We start from the raw sequence: 18,419 nt of genomic DNA, 5'->3' as shown, positions 1-18,419 counted from the left end.
GGATGGCTTTTTTTCAAGTTGTCGAGAAAGGTGAGAAGTCGTATTTTCCGAAGCTTTCCGCTCGCTTTCCGTGGGCTCGCGCCCAAGCCTCCTCAGTCGCTGTGCTCCTTGCGGGGTCTCGGTCGTCTCGCTGATCCACCGGAGTCGAGCGAACGCTTCTCCAAATACTTAGAGAGATCAATAATTGTTGGGTATAAAAAAGGTTCTCTCTTTTATAAGTGAGAGCGAACTATGGACTTCTTCAATACTCTGGAAAAAAGCCATCCTTGGATGGCTTTTTTTGTGTCTTTAAGGTCAACGGGGGATGGTCAGAACTTGGCCGACGCGAATAGAATTGACGTTTGTGATATTGTTCGCTTTGGCGATGGCCGTGACAGTCGTATTGTACGTTCTGGCGATGCTGTACAAAGTATCGCCAGCTTTTACCGTATACTTAACCGTGACGACAGGGGGCGGCGTTTGTTTGACTGGGATCGTCAAGACTTGGCCGACGCTGATGAGATTGATATTGGTGAGATTATTGGCGGATGCAATGGCTGAAACGGTCGTTTTGTATTTGCTTGCGATGCTATAAAGTGTATCTCCCGCTTTCACGGTGTATTTCACAGAAGATGCCGGCGGCGGTGTTGGGCTGCTTGTGCCAGGAATCGTCAACACTTGGCCAACGCGAATTAAATTGTAATTGGTAATGTTATTGGCTTTTGCCAAAGCGGCTACAGTCAGATTGTATTTTTTAGCGATGCTGTAAAGTGTGTCGCCGGCTTTGACTGTATAGGTGGTCCCGTCAGCTGCTGGCAACTTCAATAGTTCGGAAACGGTAACGAATTTATAGCCTTTTGCTTTCAACTTGCTGATCATGCCAGGGAGTGCGCCAGGGGTTCCTGAAGCTCCAGCGCCTGTATGCATTAAAACAATGGATCCTGGCACGATGTTATTGACGACTTTATTGGTGATTTCAGTAGAAGATAAGCCTCTCCAGTCGATGGTGTCAATATTCCATTGAATGGTATGCGTATACCCGGCATCGCCTACAGTTTTTAACACAGTCGCATTGGAAGCGCCGAATGGTGCACGGAAAATAGGTTTCGTCGACTTCCCTGTGGCATTTTTATAAGCGCTTTCCGTCCGTGACAGTTCACTTTTTATAGTAGTTGAGCTGATTTTAGTGAAATCTGGATGTGAATACGAATGGTTGCCGACTTGATGCCCTGCAGCGGCGATATTGCGAATCCAGCCCGGATGATGATTAATACCAGAACCCGTAAGGAAAAAAGTGGCTTTGATGTTATTGGTTTTTAGCGTATCGAGAATTTTATTGATATTGGTTCCATCGGCTCCATCATCAAAGGTCAAAGCGACCACTTTGCTCGTCGTATTGCCTTTCGTGATGTAAGTGGAAGTTGCGGCATCGGCTTGGCCTGTGAATGACAGTAGTGAAAAGAGCAATAATCCTGCAATTGCGAGCAACTTGCTCCATCTGAATAACATTCGGCTCACCCCTTATTTGATTAAGCCATAAATTGGCTTATGTATACGGAAAAATATGAGAAAGGGTCCGGATTTCTGACGAATATTCAATATTCAACAGTTTGGGTAGTCTTATTATATCATTTTATTCGACAAAAACTATCAATTTGTTTGAAAATTCAGTAAAATAAAATTAACTTAAGAAATCCTAAGCTCAGACGTTTTCTGCTTACAAAGTAGTCTAGACTCTGTTTGATCAATACCGATGGCTGAAAATTCCTGAGGGCGGGTATGGAATAGCAAATGAGGGGAACGGGAGGGAAATTTGCATGCGTTATATGAAAGAGCCAACGATTATAGAGCGTTGTGAACAACCGTATGTAGGCATTGCAGCTAAGGTTTCGGAGCACATCGAAACAGCACCCGAGCTGGCGGCTGAAGTGTTAGCTTGGTTACGTGCGCGTAATGAGTCACCTGCTGGGCAGCCGTTTATCCGCTTTTGGTGCCTTGATGACGATGGGCGCAGGCTGATTGAAGTGGGCATTCCGACAAAGAAACTTATGCCAGAAGATCACCGCGTCGTTTCCGGATATTTACCTGGAGGAGATTTTGCCCATACAACTCATAATGGCCCGCCAGATTGTTGTTGGTCTTCTGTAGAGGAACTAACCGATTGGTTGGGACGAGAAGGATTGTCTCCGGCATTGCGCTACGAAGGTGAAACGAAAATTTGGGACGGCCATATCGCTTTTTTTGTAACTGATCCCATTCATAAGAACACCCAAGATGCTTGGGTGATTGAGCTGTTTATTCTGCTGCTCGCGGACCATGCTGCATAGAAAAGACGCCTTGCTTATTGCCGTTGGTATCCGGCGATGGGCCAGGCGTCTTTTCCTGTAGGCTGAAGTGAAGGGCGGGGCGGGCAGTTGTTAAAAAAATAACTCGTGCTGCCGCTTTCGTTGTCTGGATAAATGGTGAATCGAGGCGTCAATTTCTTTCGAGATGCCGAATTGTTTATAAATAATACGCGTTCTGGTTGGAGACACGAACTCCATAGTGTATTGGTAGTTGAAAATCCAAACGCAAGTTAATTTGGACGGAGATTGAGTGGGATAGGCGGAAATGCCATCTTTTGAATACAAGACGATATGTTTCTCGAAACGTTTGAGGTTATGTCGGGTAGCTTTCAGACGCAGATTGTGTGGGCAAGCAACCGTCAAGCGTGCTTTATCGATTAAGGCCAAGGGCGGCTCGGTTGAATAATACACGCCGTTCGTAGTCGTTACGCGCGAACGCTTATCTGTCTCGTACCAAGATTCAAGAAGCACAAGCTCCCGATCGATTCCAAACTCGCCGCAATTCTTCATCCACTATCTCTCCTTTTTAAACACACGAAAATCGTATCACTTAATTTTTTTTGAATCAATAGTCATGCATAGTTTATTGTAATTATTATGGCAATTAGTAACTTCTAATGTACTTATAAATGGATTTTTTATACACTTTTAAAAGTATTAGTGCTTATTAACCGTGCTGGACGCTAATTGTAGGCTTTCGTAAGCTGAATTTACCCGGGAATAACAAGGACGTCCAGAAGGAAAAGAACATGGAAGATTTTACGGAAGTGGCAGAACAGTACGCACCGATGATTTCATCGATTATCCGCAAGTTGAATATTTACGCAGATTATGATGCATTTCGCCAACTGGGGTTTATCGCACTTTGGCAGGCATGGGAAAAGCATGATCCGGAAATTGGCCATTTCGCGCCGTTTGCCTATCGCAGCATCAACGGTGCCATGAAAGATGAATTAACGAGGCGCCAAAAAGGTGGCAAGAAGGTTAAGAATTCTGAGTTGTTTCTAGAAGAAGAGGAGGCCGTAGAATGGTCTGCGGAAACCTTACCTGAATGGTTGGACGCAGTTTCCCTGAGCCCGAAAGAACGGCGTCTGCTCCAACAGATGTATATAGATGGCTACAGCCTCGTGGAACTGCAAAAATATTACGGCGTCACATTATCCGGCATGAAAAAGCGCAGGGAGCGTATTTTATCAAAAGTCCGTGCGGCAATTTTACACCCATATAAAAGTTGCTAAAAATAGCTGGAATGCAAGAGGAAGTTATCGGTATAATAGGAATCTAAATGGGAAAGGTAGGTGCATTCATGGAAGCGATGATGACTGGCATGATCAATAATATTTTCTTCATCATTTTCCCGATCATCCTCTACCAGATGTTCGCAACAGCTGGACAGCGTAATTTCTTCGTCAGCCACCGGATGACCATGACAATCCTGTTTTCCATTTCCATCATTCTTTGCATGGTGTTTCCGTATCAATTTTTCACAGAAGATTATATATTCGATCTCCGGCAAGTGCCGATGATTGTCGGCGCTTTATACGGTGGCCCCATAGTTAGTGCAGTGCTATTCGTTGTATCAGCCGTTGGGCGAATAGCAATCGGCGGGAATGGCATGTATATCGCCATTTTGAATCAATTGATAGTAGCTGTGGGCGTGCCTTTTCTTGCCCCACTTTATAGCAAAATCAATCGCTGGTGGAAAGCGGTGCTCGTATTTTCGATTTCAATTGCGTCATTATTGTTTAATATGCTTGCGGGCTATTTCATCTTTGGGAATCCGATTCACAACTTGATTGGCATATGGCTCATGCTGATGCTCAACCAAGGCGGCATCATTATCCTGACCGCTTTGCTCATTGAACATCTGCAAAAACAAGAGTATCTATACAATTCGCTTATGCGTCATGAAAAATTGGAGACGGTTAGCCATTTTGCGGCTGCTGTGTCTCACGAATTGCGTAATCCGCTGCAAAGTGTAAAAGGATTTGTGCAATTGCTGCAAGTGTACGAATATCCCCGGGCCAAACAGCTGGAGTTTCAGCAAACCATCCTGGAAGAAATTAAAGTAGCTGAAGATTTAATAGATGATTATTTAATTTACGCGAAGCCGGCTTACGGTGAAATGAAACAGCTCGAAGTGGAATCTGAACTATCTCATGTCATCAAAATTATGTCTCCTTATGCCAATGCCAGAAATGTAGAGCTCTCGGTACAAAACGGCAGTTCCTTGAGCCTGATTTTAGGGGATTCGCAAAAATTTCGCCAAGCCCTCGTGAACATTATCCGTAATGGTGTGGAGGCAATGCCGGATGGGGGCAAACTAGAAATCGAGCTCGAAGCATCTAGCTCTTCGATTTGTGTACATATCCGAGACGAAGGGGTCGGCATGACAAAAGAGCAGGTCAATCGCCTCGGGGAACCTTATTTTTCGAATAAGTCAAAAGGGACAGGGCTTGGCTTGATGGTCACTTACAGTATCGTCAATCAAATGGATGGAGAAATCAGCGTCCAATCAGAGCTTGGCAAAGGTACTCGATTTACATTGGAATTTCCAAAGCTGACAAAATAAAAACCGCCTAGGCAGCCAATTGATGGCACGCCAGGCGGTTTTGCTATTGGTTTTGAAGTTTATGAAGAAATGGTAGAACGGCTTGTTCCTTCAGTTTTGCTTCAAACATGACATCAACTTCATAGCCTTTTACGAGCCTTAGCAACTCATAAAAATCCTCTTCTGAAATGAGGTCATGATGGCGAAGGTCCGTGAACCCTTCTCGCCCTGTGCTGATGTGGACTTTAGGGCGCCCATACCCTTCCCAAGTCGTCAGGATTTCCGAGAAGTCGACCGGCTCGCCTTCGTTATTGCAATTATGATGGTGGATATCGAAGCAAATTGGCACTTTACACATGGCGTGGACATCGAGTACATCGCGTAGAGTGAAGGTTTTGTCGTCATTTTCCAGCCTCAGTCGTTGCCGGATGCTAGCCGATAGCTCTAAGTAATTTTTTGCGAACCGTTTCTTGGCAGTTTCTTTATCGCCATAGGCCCCACCTGTATGTAAGATCATATCTGTGCCGCCAAGCAATTGAATTAATTTATCGTGGTATTCAAGGTCTTCAATCGATTTACGGACTACTTCTGGTTTTGGAGAATTCAAGACCGTGTACTGTCCCGGATGGACTGATACCCGGATGCCGTGTTCAGCAACTAATCGTCGAATTTCACTGGCGATTTCGAGGAAATCTGTATCTTCCCACCAGCGCCAATCGTTAATTGGATGGGTGGACAGCGGGACAATAGAGCTAGAAGCACGGTAAAACAGGATCCCTTGCTCTATATTCCAACGAATGACTTCTAAGGTAGTTTCCATATTCTTGATCGTTAATTCCTTAATCTTGCCGACGCCTTCTTTTTCAGCTGTCGCTAATCGCAATGTGCGAAAAATTGTTTTTAACTCTGTGTTCATGCAAGCGTATCCTAATTTCATTATTTTCAGCTCCTCCCGCACAATATACCCGATTTACGTAGAAAACACACTAAAATTGGGTATAGTATCAGTAAAGACGAATCGAGGAGGAATTTGAATGACGGCAGAAATCACCAAAAATCCTACTGGCTATACTGCGACATTCGACAGGTATTTTGAGCATTCCCGTGACAAGGTTTGGCAGTTGCTAACAGACAACCACAAAATTCATCGCTGGTTTTCAGGTCTTCAGATGGAAGAGGAAGGGGAGTCGGGCCATTTGACCTTGGATATGGGTCATGGCAAAAAGAAAGAGTTGCCAATTACTGACTATAAGCAAGGTGAAATCCTAGCTTATGAATGGGGAGAAGACCATGTGCGTTTTGAACTGAGCCGGGATGGCCAGGGCACAAGGGTAAAGATGGCTGAGACATTGCCCGACATTACCAGCGAGACGCCCAAAGACGTTGCGGGCTGGCACGTCGCGCTGGATATTATGGAAGCCATTTTAGATGGCCATGGAATTGAACGCAGCTCTGAATGGGAACGTTGGTATCCAGAGTATAAGCGCTTGTTCGAAAGCATGGGCGTCGATTTTGCATAAAAGGACGATAAACCCCCAAGCAGTCCAGCTGCTTGGGGGTTTATGATACGCTTTAAAGCGCTATTTTTAGAGCGAGAGTCGACCTGCGCTTCTGGAATGCTTAGAAGCAGCATGGGCCATCTTGGGAATTTTGGAATCAGGAAATTTGGAATTCGTATTTACGGTCTTCGCGGAATTCACCATTATCGTAGCTTCGTTCAGCGAAAGTGACCAGTCCTGTGTTATCGATTAGTAAAACCGTGGCTGAACGTGTGCCATAATCGGGCATTTTGATGAACATCGGCGACAAAGCGCGCTCCAAATCTAGGCCGACACCGGTTTTGGGCAAAAGCTCATCAGGCGCTTGTTCAGCGTCTGCGAGAATTTCGAACAGGCGGTCCAGTTCCACTTGTTCGTTCACCGATACATAAGCATCGAGTTTTTCTTTTCCGCGCTCTACTTTCGGCCACGGAGTATTCAGGAAATGGTTGCTCAATCCGTGTGTGCCAGGTGGAACTTTTACCGGTTCGCCTTGAATATTATTGTAATAATACAGCCCGTTGGCATCGCCTGCAATTAAATTAAATCCGGCGTATTCCTGGTCATCAATCGCTCGCAAGTAGTCTTCTGGAGACAGCTGGCCGGCTAAAAAAAGTGTGACCAGTTCACCGCGGGATTTGGCACTAGCTGCCATGTGCTCAGGATCTCTATAATTGGTCAGCGCAGCGAAGCGGCCGGACTTGTTGACTCCGAGCCAAGTGCCCATCTGGCTTAAATCACGGCCCGCAAGAATACTCGGAGAATCTTCCCAGAACTGGGCGGGTGCTGCGGGGCGGCCATAGAATTCATCACGATTTGCGGCCACAATCAATTTATAGCGTGGATGCTGTTGGAATTGCAAATTGATTAAACACATAGTATATCCTCCTCCTGCGCTTGGATAGTGATAGACACAGAAATCCGTATAAATCATTGAGTTGATTTAATTATAACGGATATTGAGGCGTGAGGCATTGAATGGCAATTGCTGAAAGGAAGAGTGGTTTAGTTATCTCGGTTCTTTTGGACTATCTCCAAAAAGAAAGATAAATAACATAGTGCGAATTATTTATTTGAAGATTCAGAAATTAAAATGGTTTTCTTTTCCTGTGAGAAATGATATGATTTTGTTAAATCTATAAACCTAGTTAATATACATTATATGTATTTATAAATAAAAAAATAAATCTTTTTACTTAGGACAATTGGTTTTCGAACGTAAGAAAGGCACAGTATAGGAGAATTCAATCTTTAAATATCTGATAATTCGGATAAAAAGAGGTGAGGTGCTATGAGGGTTCCGGGCAAAAAAACAGTTTGGCTTTTGTTCTTTCTTCTCATATGCTGTATAGCATTTTATGGAGTTGGATTAACCAGTGCGGATTCCGGCAATTCGCTTGTCTTAGACAATGGAAAAGAAAGAATCGCTGCAGGCAGCCGGCTTTCTATTTTTGAAGATAAATTGGGTAATTTGCGAATTGAGGACATTCAACAACCCCCTCAGGCATGGAATTTCATGCCTGCCGGCAGTACTCCTGCGAATATTGGGTTCAGCTCATCAGTTTATTGGTTGAAGGTAGAAGTGGACAATCAAGCACAAGCAGAAAAAGAATGGCTTCTTGAACTGGGATCATCAAGTATCAATCAAGCGAGCTTGTACACAATGGATGGAGAGGGAGGATTTAAAGTTGCGCAGGCTGGTAAAGCTGTAGAGACTGAAATCATTCACCGAACTCCTGTTTTTGCCTTAACGCCGCCTTTAGGCAAGACAACCGCTTACTGGATGCGCGTTGAGTCATCAGCGCCGATTCAATTGCCGGTTACAATCTGGGACCGATCAGCCTTTGAGAGCCAAACGAGGCAAGAGATCGCATTTGTCGGTGTGCTCGGCGGGCTTGGTTTACTGCTTTTAATCTATTATGTTCATCGTTTCATCGTCATCCGGCAACGTGCTTATTTATATTTCGCGATTTATGCCATTACGGCGTTTTTTCTTTTTTCTTCTACCACCGGAATGAGTTTGGATGTTATCTGGCCTGAGCTGGATTTGTGGAATGGCTATAGCATGTTTTTCATGGTAGGGCTCGCGGCGATATCGGTGACGCTATTGACGGAAGGCTTGCTTCATACAAAGCGCCATGTGCCTGAAGCTGACCGGATGATGAAAGGGCTTTTGGTGTTAAACACAGCAGTACTGACCACCTTGTTCATATCGTTCGAATGGGCCAGGCTATTGCTCGTACTGGCGCTCGGTTCTACGGTGCTTGTCAGTTTACTATTGTCAGCTTATAGCATGAAGAGGGGATTAGTGCATGCCCGCTATTATGCGGTATCGTTGATTTTTTTCTCGGCGGCCGCCACATTGAATGGCTTATATGTTTCAGGTGTTTTGCCAATTGTCTGGCCAGTAAGAGGATTGATTTTCTTCCTTGGGATACTGGCTGTTCTGCTTGCTTCACTAGCGCTTCGGGATAAAGAGAAAATCCGAGAGCAAGAAAGGATCCAGCGTGAACGAAACTCCGCTGAACGGCAGCGCATTGAAATTGAAAGGCTCCGCCAAGTAAATGAACGCAAAGACGAACTGCTCGCTATTACTTCCCATGGCTTGCGAACGCCGCTTTATGGAATGGTGGGGATTGCAGAATCTCTTCGAGAATCAGCTCACAGCAAAATGCCGCATTCTGTCATTCAACAATTGGAAACTATTTCTGAAAGTGGCAAAAAACTTGCGAGGATGATCAATGAAACACTGGATTTTTCAGGTTCCAAAAATCATGTGCTGTCCTTGCATTTGGAGCAGGTAAAACTGCCAGTCATTGCGGATTCAGTTGTCCGTTTATGCACCCCATTACTGAAATCGGGTGAAGTCATCTTGAAGCATACGATTCCTGCTGATTTTCCGGAGGCCGTTGCCGATCCGGAACGAGTGCGCCAAGTGCTTTACAATCTCGTCGGTAACGCAGTGGAGCATACGGAGAATGGCATGATCACCATTTCTGCAAAAATTATCAAAAAGCAAGTCGCTATCACGATCAAGGACACGGGCAAAGGTATGGAAGAACAGCAATTGGATAGCTTGTTCGAACAAATGGGAACTTCTGCAGCCCCACATCTGGGCATCGGGATGGGGCTGAAGATCACTAAAAGGCTTGTCGAAATGCAGGGTGGCTGGCTGAAAGCAGAATCTGTCTATGGGAAAGGGTCTTCTTTCACTTTTACGCTGCCGCTTACTGAAGAAGAGCAGGAGGAGAAAGCTTCCCCTTCCACTGAAATCAAGGAACTGTCGGCTTCGCAGCTGGCAGACTCGCTAATTAAAGAAAAAAACATCAAGAAAGGCTTGCGGATTCTCGTCGTGGAAGCAGAAGAGGTCAATCGCTTGATGCTTGTGCACCAGTTGAAAGGGGAAGGATATAAAGCGGAAAGCGTTAGCTGTGGAGAAGAAGCGCTCGTGCATTTGGAGAACCGGCCTGCCGACTTGGTCATTCTTGACGCAGAACTTCCAGATATGGCCGGTGATGAACTATGCCGCCGCATCCGTGTCAATGCGACCTTGACGGAATTGCCGATCTTGATGTTATCCGATAAAGAAAGTGTGAGGGAAAAAACGAATGCTTTCAGTGCAGGAGCTAACGATTATTTAATAAAGCCATGTGATGTTGAGGAATTTCTCATGAGGGTGGAAACGCTCGCCACACTTCGCAGTATGACGCAGGAAATTACCAATTTGAATTTCTTCCTTGAGCGCAATGTCAAAGAGCGGACGATGGCGTTGGAAATCACCAATATGAACTTGTTGACGGTGAACGACGAAATTCAGGAAGTTGAGAAATCCCGCAATGAAATGCTGTCAGCAATTTCACATGAGCTCGGAACACCAATTACTTTGATTCATAGCTATATTCAAGCAGTCAAAGAAAGCTTGATCGAAGAGAATAACCCGCGCTATTTAGATATGATTCATAAAAAGTTGCTATTGCTGGAGCGTTTGACAGAGGATCTGGTTGAGTTGTCGAAATACAAATCGGGGAATATGACTTTGCGTTTTGGAGAACTACAGCTGGATGAGTGGCTAGAGCGAATCGCTGCTTCTATGGAAGCGGATCTTGCGCAAAGCGGCAGACGCTTCCGTTTTATGGGGCCAAGCGGCAAAGAACATGCTGGGGATTGGCGCTTGTTGGTTGATGTGGACCGTGTCGACCAAGTATTCTCGAACGTTTTATGGAATGCGGTTAAGCACACATCTCCTGAAGACGGCCATATCACCCTGTCGGCGAGTATCCGTTCAAGTGCAAACATATTAGATGAAACGGAAGCGGACGGGGAACTGATCATTCGTGTCGCAGATAATGGATGCGGCATCCAAAAAGAAGCTTTGCCTCATATTTTCGATCGATTCTTCAAAATCGATGAGTCGATTCATTATAAAGGAAGCGGGCTTGGCCTGGCGATTGCCAAAGAAATTATTCAATCGCATAAAGGGGAAATTTGGGCGGAAAGCGAAGAAGGCGAGGGCAGCACATTCATCATTGCCCTGCCTTTGAGATATTAATATAGGGAGGGATCTTCATGAACCATGCGACCGTACTGATTGTCGAAGACGAAGACGGCATCCGCGAGCTAATGCGCTTGTTCTTGGTGAAGAAAGGTTATGAAATCCTCGAGGCTGAAGATGGCTTTGAAGCCTTGGACGTGCTGTCGAAAGAAAATCCGGACCTGATCTTGCTGGATATTGAAATGCCTGGCATGAGCGGCTTGGAATTGTGTGAAAAAATCCGTGTGCGCACGAAGACACCAATCCTGTTCGTCAGTTACCGGAAAGAACTCGCTTATAAAATTCAAGGCTTGGAAGTCGGGGGAGACGATTATATCACCAAACCATTCGACTTCACAGAGCTCGAAGCGCGCGTCAAAGCGATTTTACGCCGCAATGGATGGAAGAGCGGGGAAGAGGACAAATTGTCGATCCTGAAATTTGGAGATCTCCACATCCATGTCGATTCGCGAGAACTGTACGTGAAAGGCAAGCCGGTGAAACTTTATCACAAAGAATTTCAGTTATTGCTGTTGATGGCACAAACGCCGAATCGTGTCTGGACTGCTGAACAATTATATGACCAAGTGTGGGGCTATTATTCAGAAGGAGATGTCCAAACCGTCAAGGTCCACATCAGCAATCTTCGCCGGAAAGTAGAGAACGATCCGACAGCTCCTTGCTATATCCAAACCGTCCGAGGATTTGGTTACAAGTTTACAAATTGAAAATAGAAAGTCGATCGTTTTTGCCAAAAGGCAAAAACGATCGGCTTTTTTTATTGAAAAATCCTGGGTCTTTGTGCACTCGAGTATGACAAAAGAGCTGAGTGGAAATATTTTTTTAGATAAATCAAACTATTGAAACTATTTAACTTTGTTTTAACCTGCTCTCTCTAGTATGAAAGGTAAGTGATAGAAAGACAGATCTCAAGGAGGAATAGAAGATGATTGAAAACAAAATCAAAATGACGAATGAACCGCCTGTCAATTTCGAGCAGCAAACCATCTTTAAGCAGAGCCGGGAAGCGCCGAGTGCACAGCCTTCCATTACTGGGCTCGGCTTGTCGGAAAATGTGGCAGGTTCGCTTGCGTATTTGCTGGGATTTTTCTCGGGTTTTATTCTGCTGATGGTCGAGCGGGAAAATCGATTTGTCCGTTACCATGCATTCCAGTCCGTATATGTGTCGATTCTTTTTTTCACATTGTTTACAGCAGCTGGCATGATACCGATGACAGGATGGGTTACTGAAGTGTTGCTGATGCCCATCGGGTTAGTAGTCTGGATCATCCTGATGTTAAATGCGCATAACGGAAAATCGATGCGTTTGTGGATAATCGGCCGCTTTGCAGAAAAACAGCTTCATTAAACAAGTAAAATCACCCCGTACATGGGGATATGAGGTGAAGACATGGAAAGTACATTCAATATGAAAGAGTTTTTTAAGAACATGAAAAAGCGCCTTCCACTCATCATTGCGATGACTGTCGCTTTCGTCGCCCTCGCAGCCGCTGTCAGCTATTTGTGGATGAAGCCAGTTTATGAAGCTTCCACACAAATTCTCGTCAATAAAGCACCAGCAAATGCACAGGAATTCAGCATGCAGGATATTGACACAAACCTGCAATTGATTAGTACCTATAACGTAATCATCAAAAGCCCGGCAATTTTGACAGAAGTCATCAATGAACTCGGCTTGAATGAGACAGTGCAGTCACTGAACGAACGAATCGAAGTTTCCAGCATAGAGGATTCACAAGTCGTGACTTTAGAAGTCGAAGACGAATCGATGCAGCAGGCTGTCCTGATTGCCAATACGACCGCTAAAGTATTCGAACAGGAAATCCGCAATCTGATGCGTGTTGATAATGTCAGTATTTTGGCGCCAGCGATGATGACAGCGAGCCCTGAACCAGTCAAGCCGGATCCACTGTTCAATATGGCAGTAGGTGCGATTATTGGCTTCATGCTTGGGACCGGCCTTGCGATTGTCCTGGACCAATTGAATACGACGGTGCGCACGGAAGAAGATATCGATGAATTGCTTGGCCTGCAAGTGCTTGGCATCGTGAGCCCGGTCGGCGACTTAGGCAAAACTGATAAATCTTCGAAACACACTGACAGAATGGAGTTGGATGAGAATGTTGAATCAGACAGCGTCAAAACGGCCGCTCGCCCGAAAGTTGGTAGCACGTATTAAACCTAACTCGGTAATCAGCGAACAGTACCGGACTATCCGCACAACCATTAATTTCTCTTTACCCGGGAATGAAATGAAGACGCTTTTGTTCACTTCTGCTTCAAAAGAAGAAGGGAAATCGACGACTTCAGCCAATATGGCGATTGTCTTCGCCGAATCTGGAAAAAAGGTGCTGCTTGTCGATGCGGATATGCGTAAGCCCACTTTGCATCATACCTTCCACTTGAATAACCATATGGGGTTGTCGAATTTGCTAATTGGCAAAGGTGAACTTGAGCAAAGTGTCCGCGACAGCGGCATCCAAGGCTTAGAATTGCTGACTTCTGGGCAGATTCCCCACAATCCGGCAGAACTGCTGGATTCACCGATGCTCGATCGATTAATCGAAAAGATGAAGGAACGTTACGATTTAATCATTTTCGACTCGCCGCCAATCTTGTCGGTATCGGATTCCAAAATCATGGCGAATAAATGTGATGGAACGGTGCTTGTCGTTAATACAGGCAAGACGGAAAAGCAAAGCGCCATCAAAGCACGCGACAGTTTAACGACTTCCAAAGCCTATATCGTCGGGGTCGTGATGAATAACTACAAACTCAGCAAAGACCACTATTATAGCTATGAATACAATTACTAAGCGGTACTTGCGCGAGGTGAAGGAGCTGACGACATGACGATAACTAGACGCTATACTTCATTATTCTTGATCGATTCGCTGATCATCCTCTCAGCAACGTATCTCTGTTATTTGTTTTTATTGCCCTTTGACAATATTTTGTCGAACCGGCTGCTATTGCTCATGACGGTCACTTTATTTATCGCCCATCATTCTTTTGCCTGGCATTATGGGCTTTACCGGAAAGTGTGGGCTTTCGCCTCAGTCCATGAGTTGAAATCGATTGTCAAAGCGGTCACTTTAACGATGTTCGTGGCAACGGTTATGCAGTATATCCAGACAGGCGGGGTATTTGTTCGGATTTTAGCACTAACCTGGATGTTCCTCATCTTGTTCCTTGGGGCTTCGCGTTTTTCTTTCCGCGTTTTTCATGAACGCGAACCACGCAGAAGTGAAGGACAATTAAGCCGGACGCTTGTGGTCGGGGCCGGGGAAGCTGGGCGTATGATTGTTCGCCAAATGAAGCAAAATCCGCAATGGGGACGAAAGCCGATTCTCTTTATCGATGATAACCGCACGAAATGGGGATTGGAGATTTTTGGGATAGAAGTGGCTGGACCGATCTCGGAAATTCCGAGACTGGCTGCACATAATGAAATCGACCAGATCGTCATCGCGATTCCATCGCTGTCGAAAAGAGAAATGGCGGAAGTGACGAAACTGTGCATCGATACAGGTCTTAAAGTGCAAACCATTCCACGAATTGAAGATTTGATGGTAGGGAAAGTCAAAGTTAGCGATATTCGCGATGTGAAAATCGAGGATCTTCTCGGCCGCGAAGAAGTTCGTTTGGATATGGAAGCCTTAACGGAAAAAATTGCCGGCAAGAGCATTATGGTGACAGGTGCCGGTGGGTCAATCGGATCGGAAATTTGCAGGCAAATCAGCGCTTTTAAACCCGCACGCCTGTTATTGCTAGGCCACGGCGAAAATTCGATTTACACAATCGACCGTGAACTGCGCGCAAAAGTGCCGAAAGAAATCGACATCGTGCCGATTATCGCAGATATCCAGGATCGCGACCGGATATTCGAGATGGTCGGAAAATTCAAACCGGATATCATCTATCATGCGGCAGCCCATAAACATGTTCCATTAATGGAAGCAAATCCGCTCGAAGCCGTGAAGAACAATATTTTTGGCACGAAAAATGTCGCGGAAGCGGCTGACCGCCATGGAGTCGGAAATTTTGTCATGATTTCCACTGACAAAGCCGTCAATCCGCCGAACATCATGGGTGCCTCCAAGCGCTTTGCAGAAATGGTCGTCCAAAATTTAGCGGTTTCATCCAAGACGACATTCGCGGCAGTTCGTTTCGGCAATGTCCTCGGCTCTAGAGGAAGTGTCGTGCCCTTGTTCCGCGAACAAATTGAAAAAGGTGGGCCTGTAACCATTACAGATCCTAAAATGACGCGTTATTTTATGACGATTCCGGAAGCTTCGCGCTTGGTCATCCAGGCGGGCATGCTTGCAACGGGCGGGGAAGTGTTCGTGCTGGATATGGGAGAACCGGTAAAAATCGTCGACTTGGCACGCAATATGATTCGTTTGTCTGGTTTTGAAGAAGATGAAATTCAAATCAAATATACAGGCATGCGTCCTGGTGAAAAACTATATGAAGAATTGCTTGATCCGAGTGAAATTCAATCAGAAAAAGTATTTGCGAAAATCCATATTGGAAAAGCGACGCCAATCAGCCAAGTGGAAATCAGCCGGATTTTGAAAAAGCTTCCCGTTATGGAAGAACAGGAAATTCGCGATACTTTATTGAAGCTCGCGAATCGCCCAAAAGAAGACAAGGCAAAAGAAACAGCGTGGCAGGAACAATGGAAAATCGAAGGGGGATTGGCCTGATTACAGTATCTGCCTATAAGCGCAGGGGGGATGCAAAGTGAAGCTGCTATCAACGGAACTGTATGGGAATTCTCCCATTTACCTCCAAAATTTATTGCTCAGTTTCCGGGAATATGCCCACTCACGAAAACGGTATGGCATGGGCTACTACCGATATCTTCATCAACTTTCCGGTATGGATGAAACAGACCGCCAGTCCGAGCAAAAACACCAGGATTTCGAACTTCGCTTGCTGCTCCACCATGCGGCAGAGAATAGTTCATTTTACAAAGGGATGTATGGGAGTGATTTAGCGGATATTCAATGTGCCAGCGATTTGCAGCAGTTGCCAATTCTTGAAGAAACTTTGTTCAATAATCGGATCGACGACATCTATACACAAGCTATCGGCAGGAAAAAAGACGCCTATGCAACTGCAAGAACTGGGCAACCGCCTCATTTAAGGTTGGCTAATGCGGATTGGCAAAAACAAACAGCGACTGTAGACCATTTCAAAAAACAGCATGGTGCCATCAATCTGGAGATGAAGCGCGCGACTTTCGATTCCGGGAATTTTGTTCCTGCTGCCCAAAAACAAGGGGCCTTCTGGCGTGATATTTATTATCTCAATCAGCGCCTGTATTCAGTCGACCATTGTACGAATCAATATTTTTCAGAGATAGTAAACAATTTAAACAGTTTTCGCCCTGACTTCATCGATGGATTGCCTCAAGCAATACTTGCACTTGCACGTTATATCAATGAACAGCGGATTCTATTGAATTTTCAAGTGATCACCATTTTTGTGGAAACGGAGTTTTTAGTAGAAAGCGAGCGTGCGGAAATCGAAAACGCATTCGGCTGTTTTGTCCGTCAGTGGAGCATGAAAACTGAACGCTCACCCTTTCTTTCTGAATGCGTAGCAGGAAATCTGCATTTCAATATGCGGACGGGGGTGATGGAGTTTACGGATGACGGCGAAGTTCTGTTGACTCGTTTCCACACGAAAGGAACTCCCTTGATCCGTTTAAAAATTGACGAGCAGTGGATGCCGGTAAATCGCCCATGTCCATGCGGCAGTGTACATCCATTGGTTCGCAAACCATCGAAACCTATATCTGCTTTTTTGCAATCGAAAAGCAGGGGCAGGGTGACCAGTTTGTATTTAGCGACTATCCAAGAAAAATTCCAGCAAGTCGCACCTTCCATGCAATTTGTCCAAAACTCCATCGAGGCCATCGAAGTCTGGATCAGCGGAATCATTATTGTCCCTGTGCACCTCGAACAAGCCATTATTCAGGAAATGGTCGGCATATTCGGCGAAGACATGCGTTTTACTGTCAAGGGACGCTCAGCTAAGCCCCCGCATGAAACGGGGCCAGCCGGTTTGATCATCAATAATCTGCAATTCCCAAGAATTTGGCAAAGTGATCGAGGTACAGAATAAACGTACTGATGAAAGAAGAGGAGGCTGTTGTACATGAACATTCGACAAAATGCAGGAGCATCGGTAGTGCCGTTTCCGGTTCCGGTAAAAGAAATAGCGAAAAACAGGATTTTTCTTTCTGCCCCACATATGACAGGCAATGAACAAAAGTATATTCGTGAGGCATTCGAGTCCAACTGGATTGCGCCAATGGGGGAAAACGTCAACCAGTTCGAATCAGAAATGGCGGCGTATGCCACGACCCAAGCGGCGGCTGCTTTGTCTTCAGGGACAGCTGCAATTCATTTGGCATTGCAGTTATTAGGAGTTGGAAAAGGGGACCGTGTGTTTTGCTCCAGTTTGACGTTCGTGGCGAGTGCTAATCCTATCCTTTACGCAGGAGCGGAACCTGTCTTCATAGATTCGGAAGAAGAAACATGGAATATGTCTCCGTGGGCGCTGCAAAAAGCATTTGCCGCAGCTGAACAAGAGGGCAAGCTTCCCAAAGCGGTGGTCATTGTACATATTTACGGACAAAGCGCGCGCATGGACGAGCTGCTGGCCCTTTGCAATCATTACGGAGTGCCTGTAGTTGAGGATGCAGCGGAATCACTTGGGTCGACCTATAAAGGGAAAAAGACGGGGAGTCTTGGGGCATACGGCATTTATTCATTCAATGGCAATAAAATCATTACAACTTCCGGTGGCGGCATGCTGGTGTCAAATGATCGCAAAGGAGTCGCACAAGCGAGATTTCTTGCTTCTCAAGCAAAAGATGAAGCGGCGTTTTATGAACATAGCCGTGTCGGCTATAATTACCGAATGAGCAATGTGCTGGCAGGGATCGGGCGTGCGCAGCTTGAGGCAATTGAACTGCGCGTTTCTGCTCGTCGCGCTGTTTTTGGGCGCTATTCTGCTGTTCTCAGCAAACACGAAGCAGTGAAATTCCAGCCCGAACTAGAAGGGACACGTTCGAACCGTTGGCTGACCGTCATGTTGCTCGATCCGGCTAAAACCGACCGGTCGCCTGATGACATCCGTGAATCGCTGGAATCGGAAAATATTGAAACACGCCGCGTTTGGAAACCACTTCATCTGCAGCCCTTGTTTGCCGGGTGTAAATTCTATTCGCATAATCCTCACGGCAAGACCGCGGTCAGTGAAAAGTTGTTTGCAGAGGGACTTTGTTTACCTTCAGGGTCTGACTTGCAACCTGAACGGCAGCAACGCATCATCAAACTACTTGAAGAAATATTGAGCTAGATTTTGATACAAGGTACCAGTTGTTAAGTTGTTGCAACTGGCTCTATCATTAGCCATCGCCTGCGAGCTCTCCCGAA

At 45.6% G+C, this 18,419-nt stretch carries 16 protein-coding genes; 12 read left to right on the top strand and 4 right to left on the bottom strand.

What is annotated here, in order from left to right; genetic code table 11:
- Positions 1 to 294 precede the first annotated feature (294 nt).
- Positions 295 to 1,488, bottom strand: a complete 1,194-nt coding sequence (locus BBI11_RS11505; protein ID WP_068463448.1) for a LysM peptidoglycan-binding domain-containing protein — start codon at positions 1,486 to 1,488, stop codon at positions 295 to 297.
- Between the two features lie 308 nt (positions 1,489 to 1,796).
- Between BBI11_RS11505 and BBI11_RS11500 the strand changes: the two genes are divergently transcribed.
- On the top strand, positions 1,797 to 2,306 hold the full coding sequence (locus tag BBI11_RS11500) for a GyrI-like domain-containing protein (protein WP_068463447.1): 510 nt from the start codon (positions 1,797 to 1,799) through the stop codon (positions 2,304 to 2,306).
- Positions 2,307 to 2,396: 90 nt separating this feature from the next.
- On the opposite strand, the gene BBI11_RS11495 is transcribed toward BBI11_RS11500, so the two are convergent.
- Positions 2,397 to 2,834 (bottom strand): competence protein ComK, encoded by a 438-nt coding sequence (locus tag BBI11_RS11495; RefSeq protein WP_068463445.1) that lies wholly within the window; start codon positions 2,832 to 2,834, stop codon positions 2,397 to 2,399.
- Between the two features lie 239 nt (positions 2,835 to 3,073).
- Here BBI11_RS11495 and BBI11_RS11490 point away from each other — a divergent pair, with 239 nt between their 5' ends.
- Entirely contained in the window at positions 3,074 to 3,562 is a 489-nt protein-coding gene (locus BBI11_RS11490; protein ID WP_068463444.1) for a sigma-70 family RNA polymerase sigma factor, read from the top strand.
- Positions 3,563 to 3,609: 47 nt separating this feature from the next.
- Positions 3,610 to 4,896, top strand: a complete 1,287-nt coding sequence (locus BBI11_RS11485) for a sensor histidine kinase (protein ID WP_237150266.1) — start codon at positions 3,610 to 3,612, stop codon at positions 4,894 to 4,896.
- A 43-nt stretch (positions 4,897 to 4,939) separates the two neighbouring features.
- Here the strand turns inward: BBI11_RS11485 and uvsE are convergent, their stop codons facing one another.
- Positions 4,940 to 5,812 carry a UV DNA damage repair endonuclease UvsE gene (uvsE, locus tag BBI11_RS11480; RefSeq protein ID WP_068463442.1) on the bottom strand — a complete coding sequence of 291 codons (873 nt, stop codon included), beginning with the start codon at positions 5,810 to 5,812 and terminating at the stop codon, positions 4,940 to 4,942.
- Between the two features lie 97 nt (positions 5,813 to 5,909).
- Between uvsE and BBI11_RS11475 the strand changes: the two genes are divergently transcribed.
- Positions 5,910 to 6,395, top strand: coding sequence for an SRPBCC domain-containing protein (locus BBI11_RS11475; protein WP_068463440.1), 486 nt, complete (start codon positions 5,910 to 5,912; stop codon positions 6,393 to 6,395).
- 136 nt (positions 6,396 to 6,531) lie between these two features.
- Here BBI11_RS11475 and BBI11_RS11470 read toward each other — a convergent pair whose 3' ends face one another.
- Complete coding sequence (locus BBI11_RS11470) at positions 6,532 to 7,290, bottom strand: NRDE family protein (protein WP_068463438.1); 759 nt, start codon at positions 7,288 to 7,290, stop codon at positions 6,532 to 6,534.
- A gap of 414 nt (positions 7,291 to 7,704) precedes the next feature.
- Between BBI11_RS11470 and BBI11_RS11465 the strand changes: the two genes are divergently transcribed.
- The 8 genes from BBI11_RS11465 (at position 7,705) to BBI11_RS11430 (ending at position 18,342) form a co-directional block, all read left to right on the top strand.
- On the top strand, positions 7,705 to 10,962 hold the full coding sequence (locus tag BBI11_RS11465) for an ATP-binding protein (protein WP_068463437.1): 3,258 nt from the start codon (positions 7,705 to 7,707) through the stop codon (positions 10,960 to 10,962).
- A 17-nt stretch (positions 10,963 to 10,979) separates the two neighbouring features.
- Entirely contained in the window at positions 10,980 to 11,672 is a 693-nt protein-coding gene (locus tag BBI11_RS11460) for a response regulator transcription factor (RefSeq protein WP_068463435.1), read from the top strand.
- A gap of 218 nt (positions 11,673 to 11,890) precedes the next feature.
- Positions 11,891 to 12,313, top strand: a complete 423-nt coding sequence (locus BBI11_RS11455) for a DUF4870 domain-containing protein (RefSeq protein ID WP_068486461.1) — start codon at positions 11,891 to 11,893, stop codon at positions 12,311 to 12,313.
- Positions 12,314 to 12,355: 42 nt separating this feature from the next.
- Positions 12,356 to 13,144, top strand: a complete 789-nt coding sequence (locus tag BBI11_RS11450) for a YveK family protein (RefSeq protein ID WP_068463433.1) — start codon at positions 12,356 to 12,358, stop codon at positions 13,142 to 13,144.
- Positions 13,086 to 13,781 (top strand): CpsD/CapB family tyrosine-protein kinase, encoded by a 696-nt coding sequence (locus tag BBI11_RS11445; protein WP_334223366.1) that lies wholly within the window; start codon positions 13,086 to 13,088, stop codon positions 13,779 to 13,781. Before BBI11_RS11450 ends, BBI11_RS11445 begins: the two co-directional genes overlap by 59 nt.
- Positions 13,782 to 13,814: 33 nt before the next feature.
- Positions 13,815 to 15,674 (top strand): polysaccharide biosynthesis protein, encoded by a 1,860-nt coding sequence (locus BBI11_RS11440; RefSeq protein ID WP_068463429.1) that lies wholly within the window; start codon positions 13,815 to 13,817, stop codon positions 15,672 to 15,674.
- Positions 15,675 to 15,711: 37 nt separating this feature from the next.
- Positions 15,712 to 17,100, top strand: coding sequence for a phenylacetate--CoA ligase family protein (locus tag BBI11_RS11435; RefSeq protein ID WP_068463426.1), 1,389 nt, complete (start codon positions 15,712 to 15,714; stop codon positions 17,098 to 17,100).
- Between the two features lie 129 nt (positions 17,101 to 17,229).
- A complete protein-coding gene (locus BBI11_RS11430) occupies positions 17,230 to 18,342 on the top strand; it encodes an aminotransferase class I/II-fold pyridoxal phosphate-dependent enzyme (RefSeq protein ID WP_068465747.1) in 1,113 nt (370 codons plus the stop codon).
- Positions 18,343 to 18,419: the final 77 nt, after the last annotated feature.

The sequence above is a fragment of the Planococcus maritimus genome, assembly GCF_001687625.2.
Lineage (GTDB): Bacteria > Bacillota > Bacilli > Bacillales_A > Planococcaceae > Planococcus > Planococcus maritimus.
The sequence above is the reverse complement of the archived record's forward strand: the minus strand, read 5'-3'. Positions and strand labels throughout refer to the sequence as shown.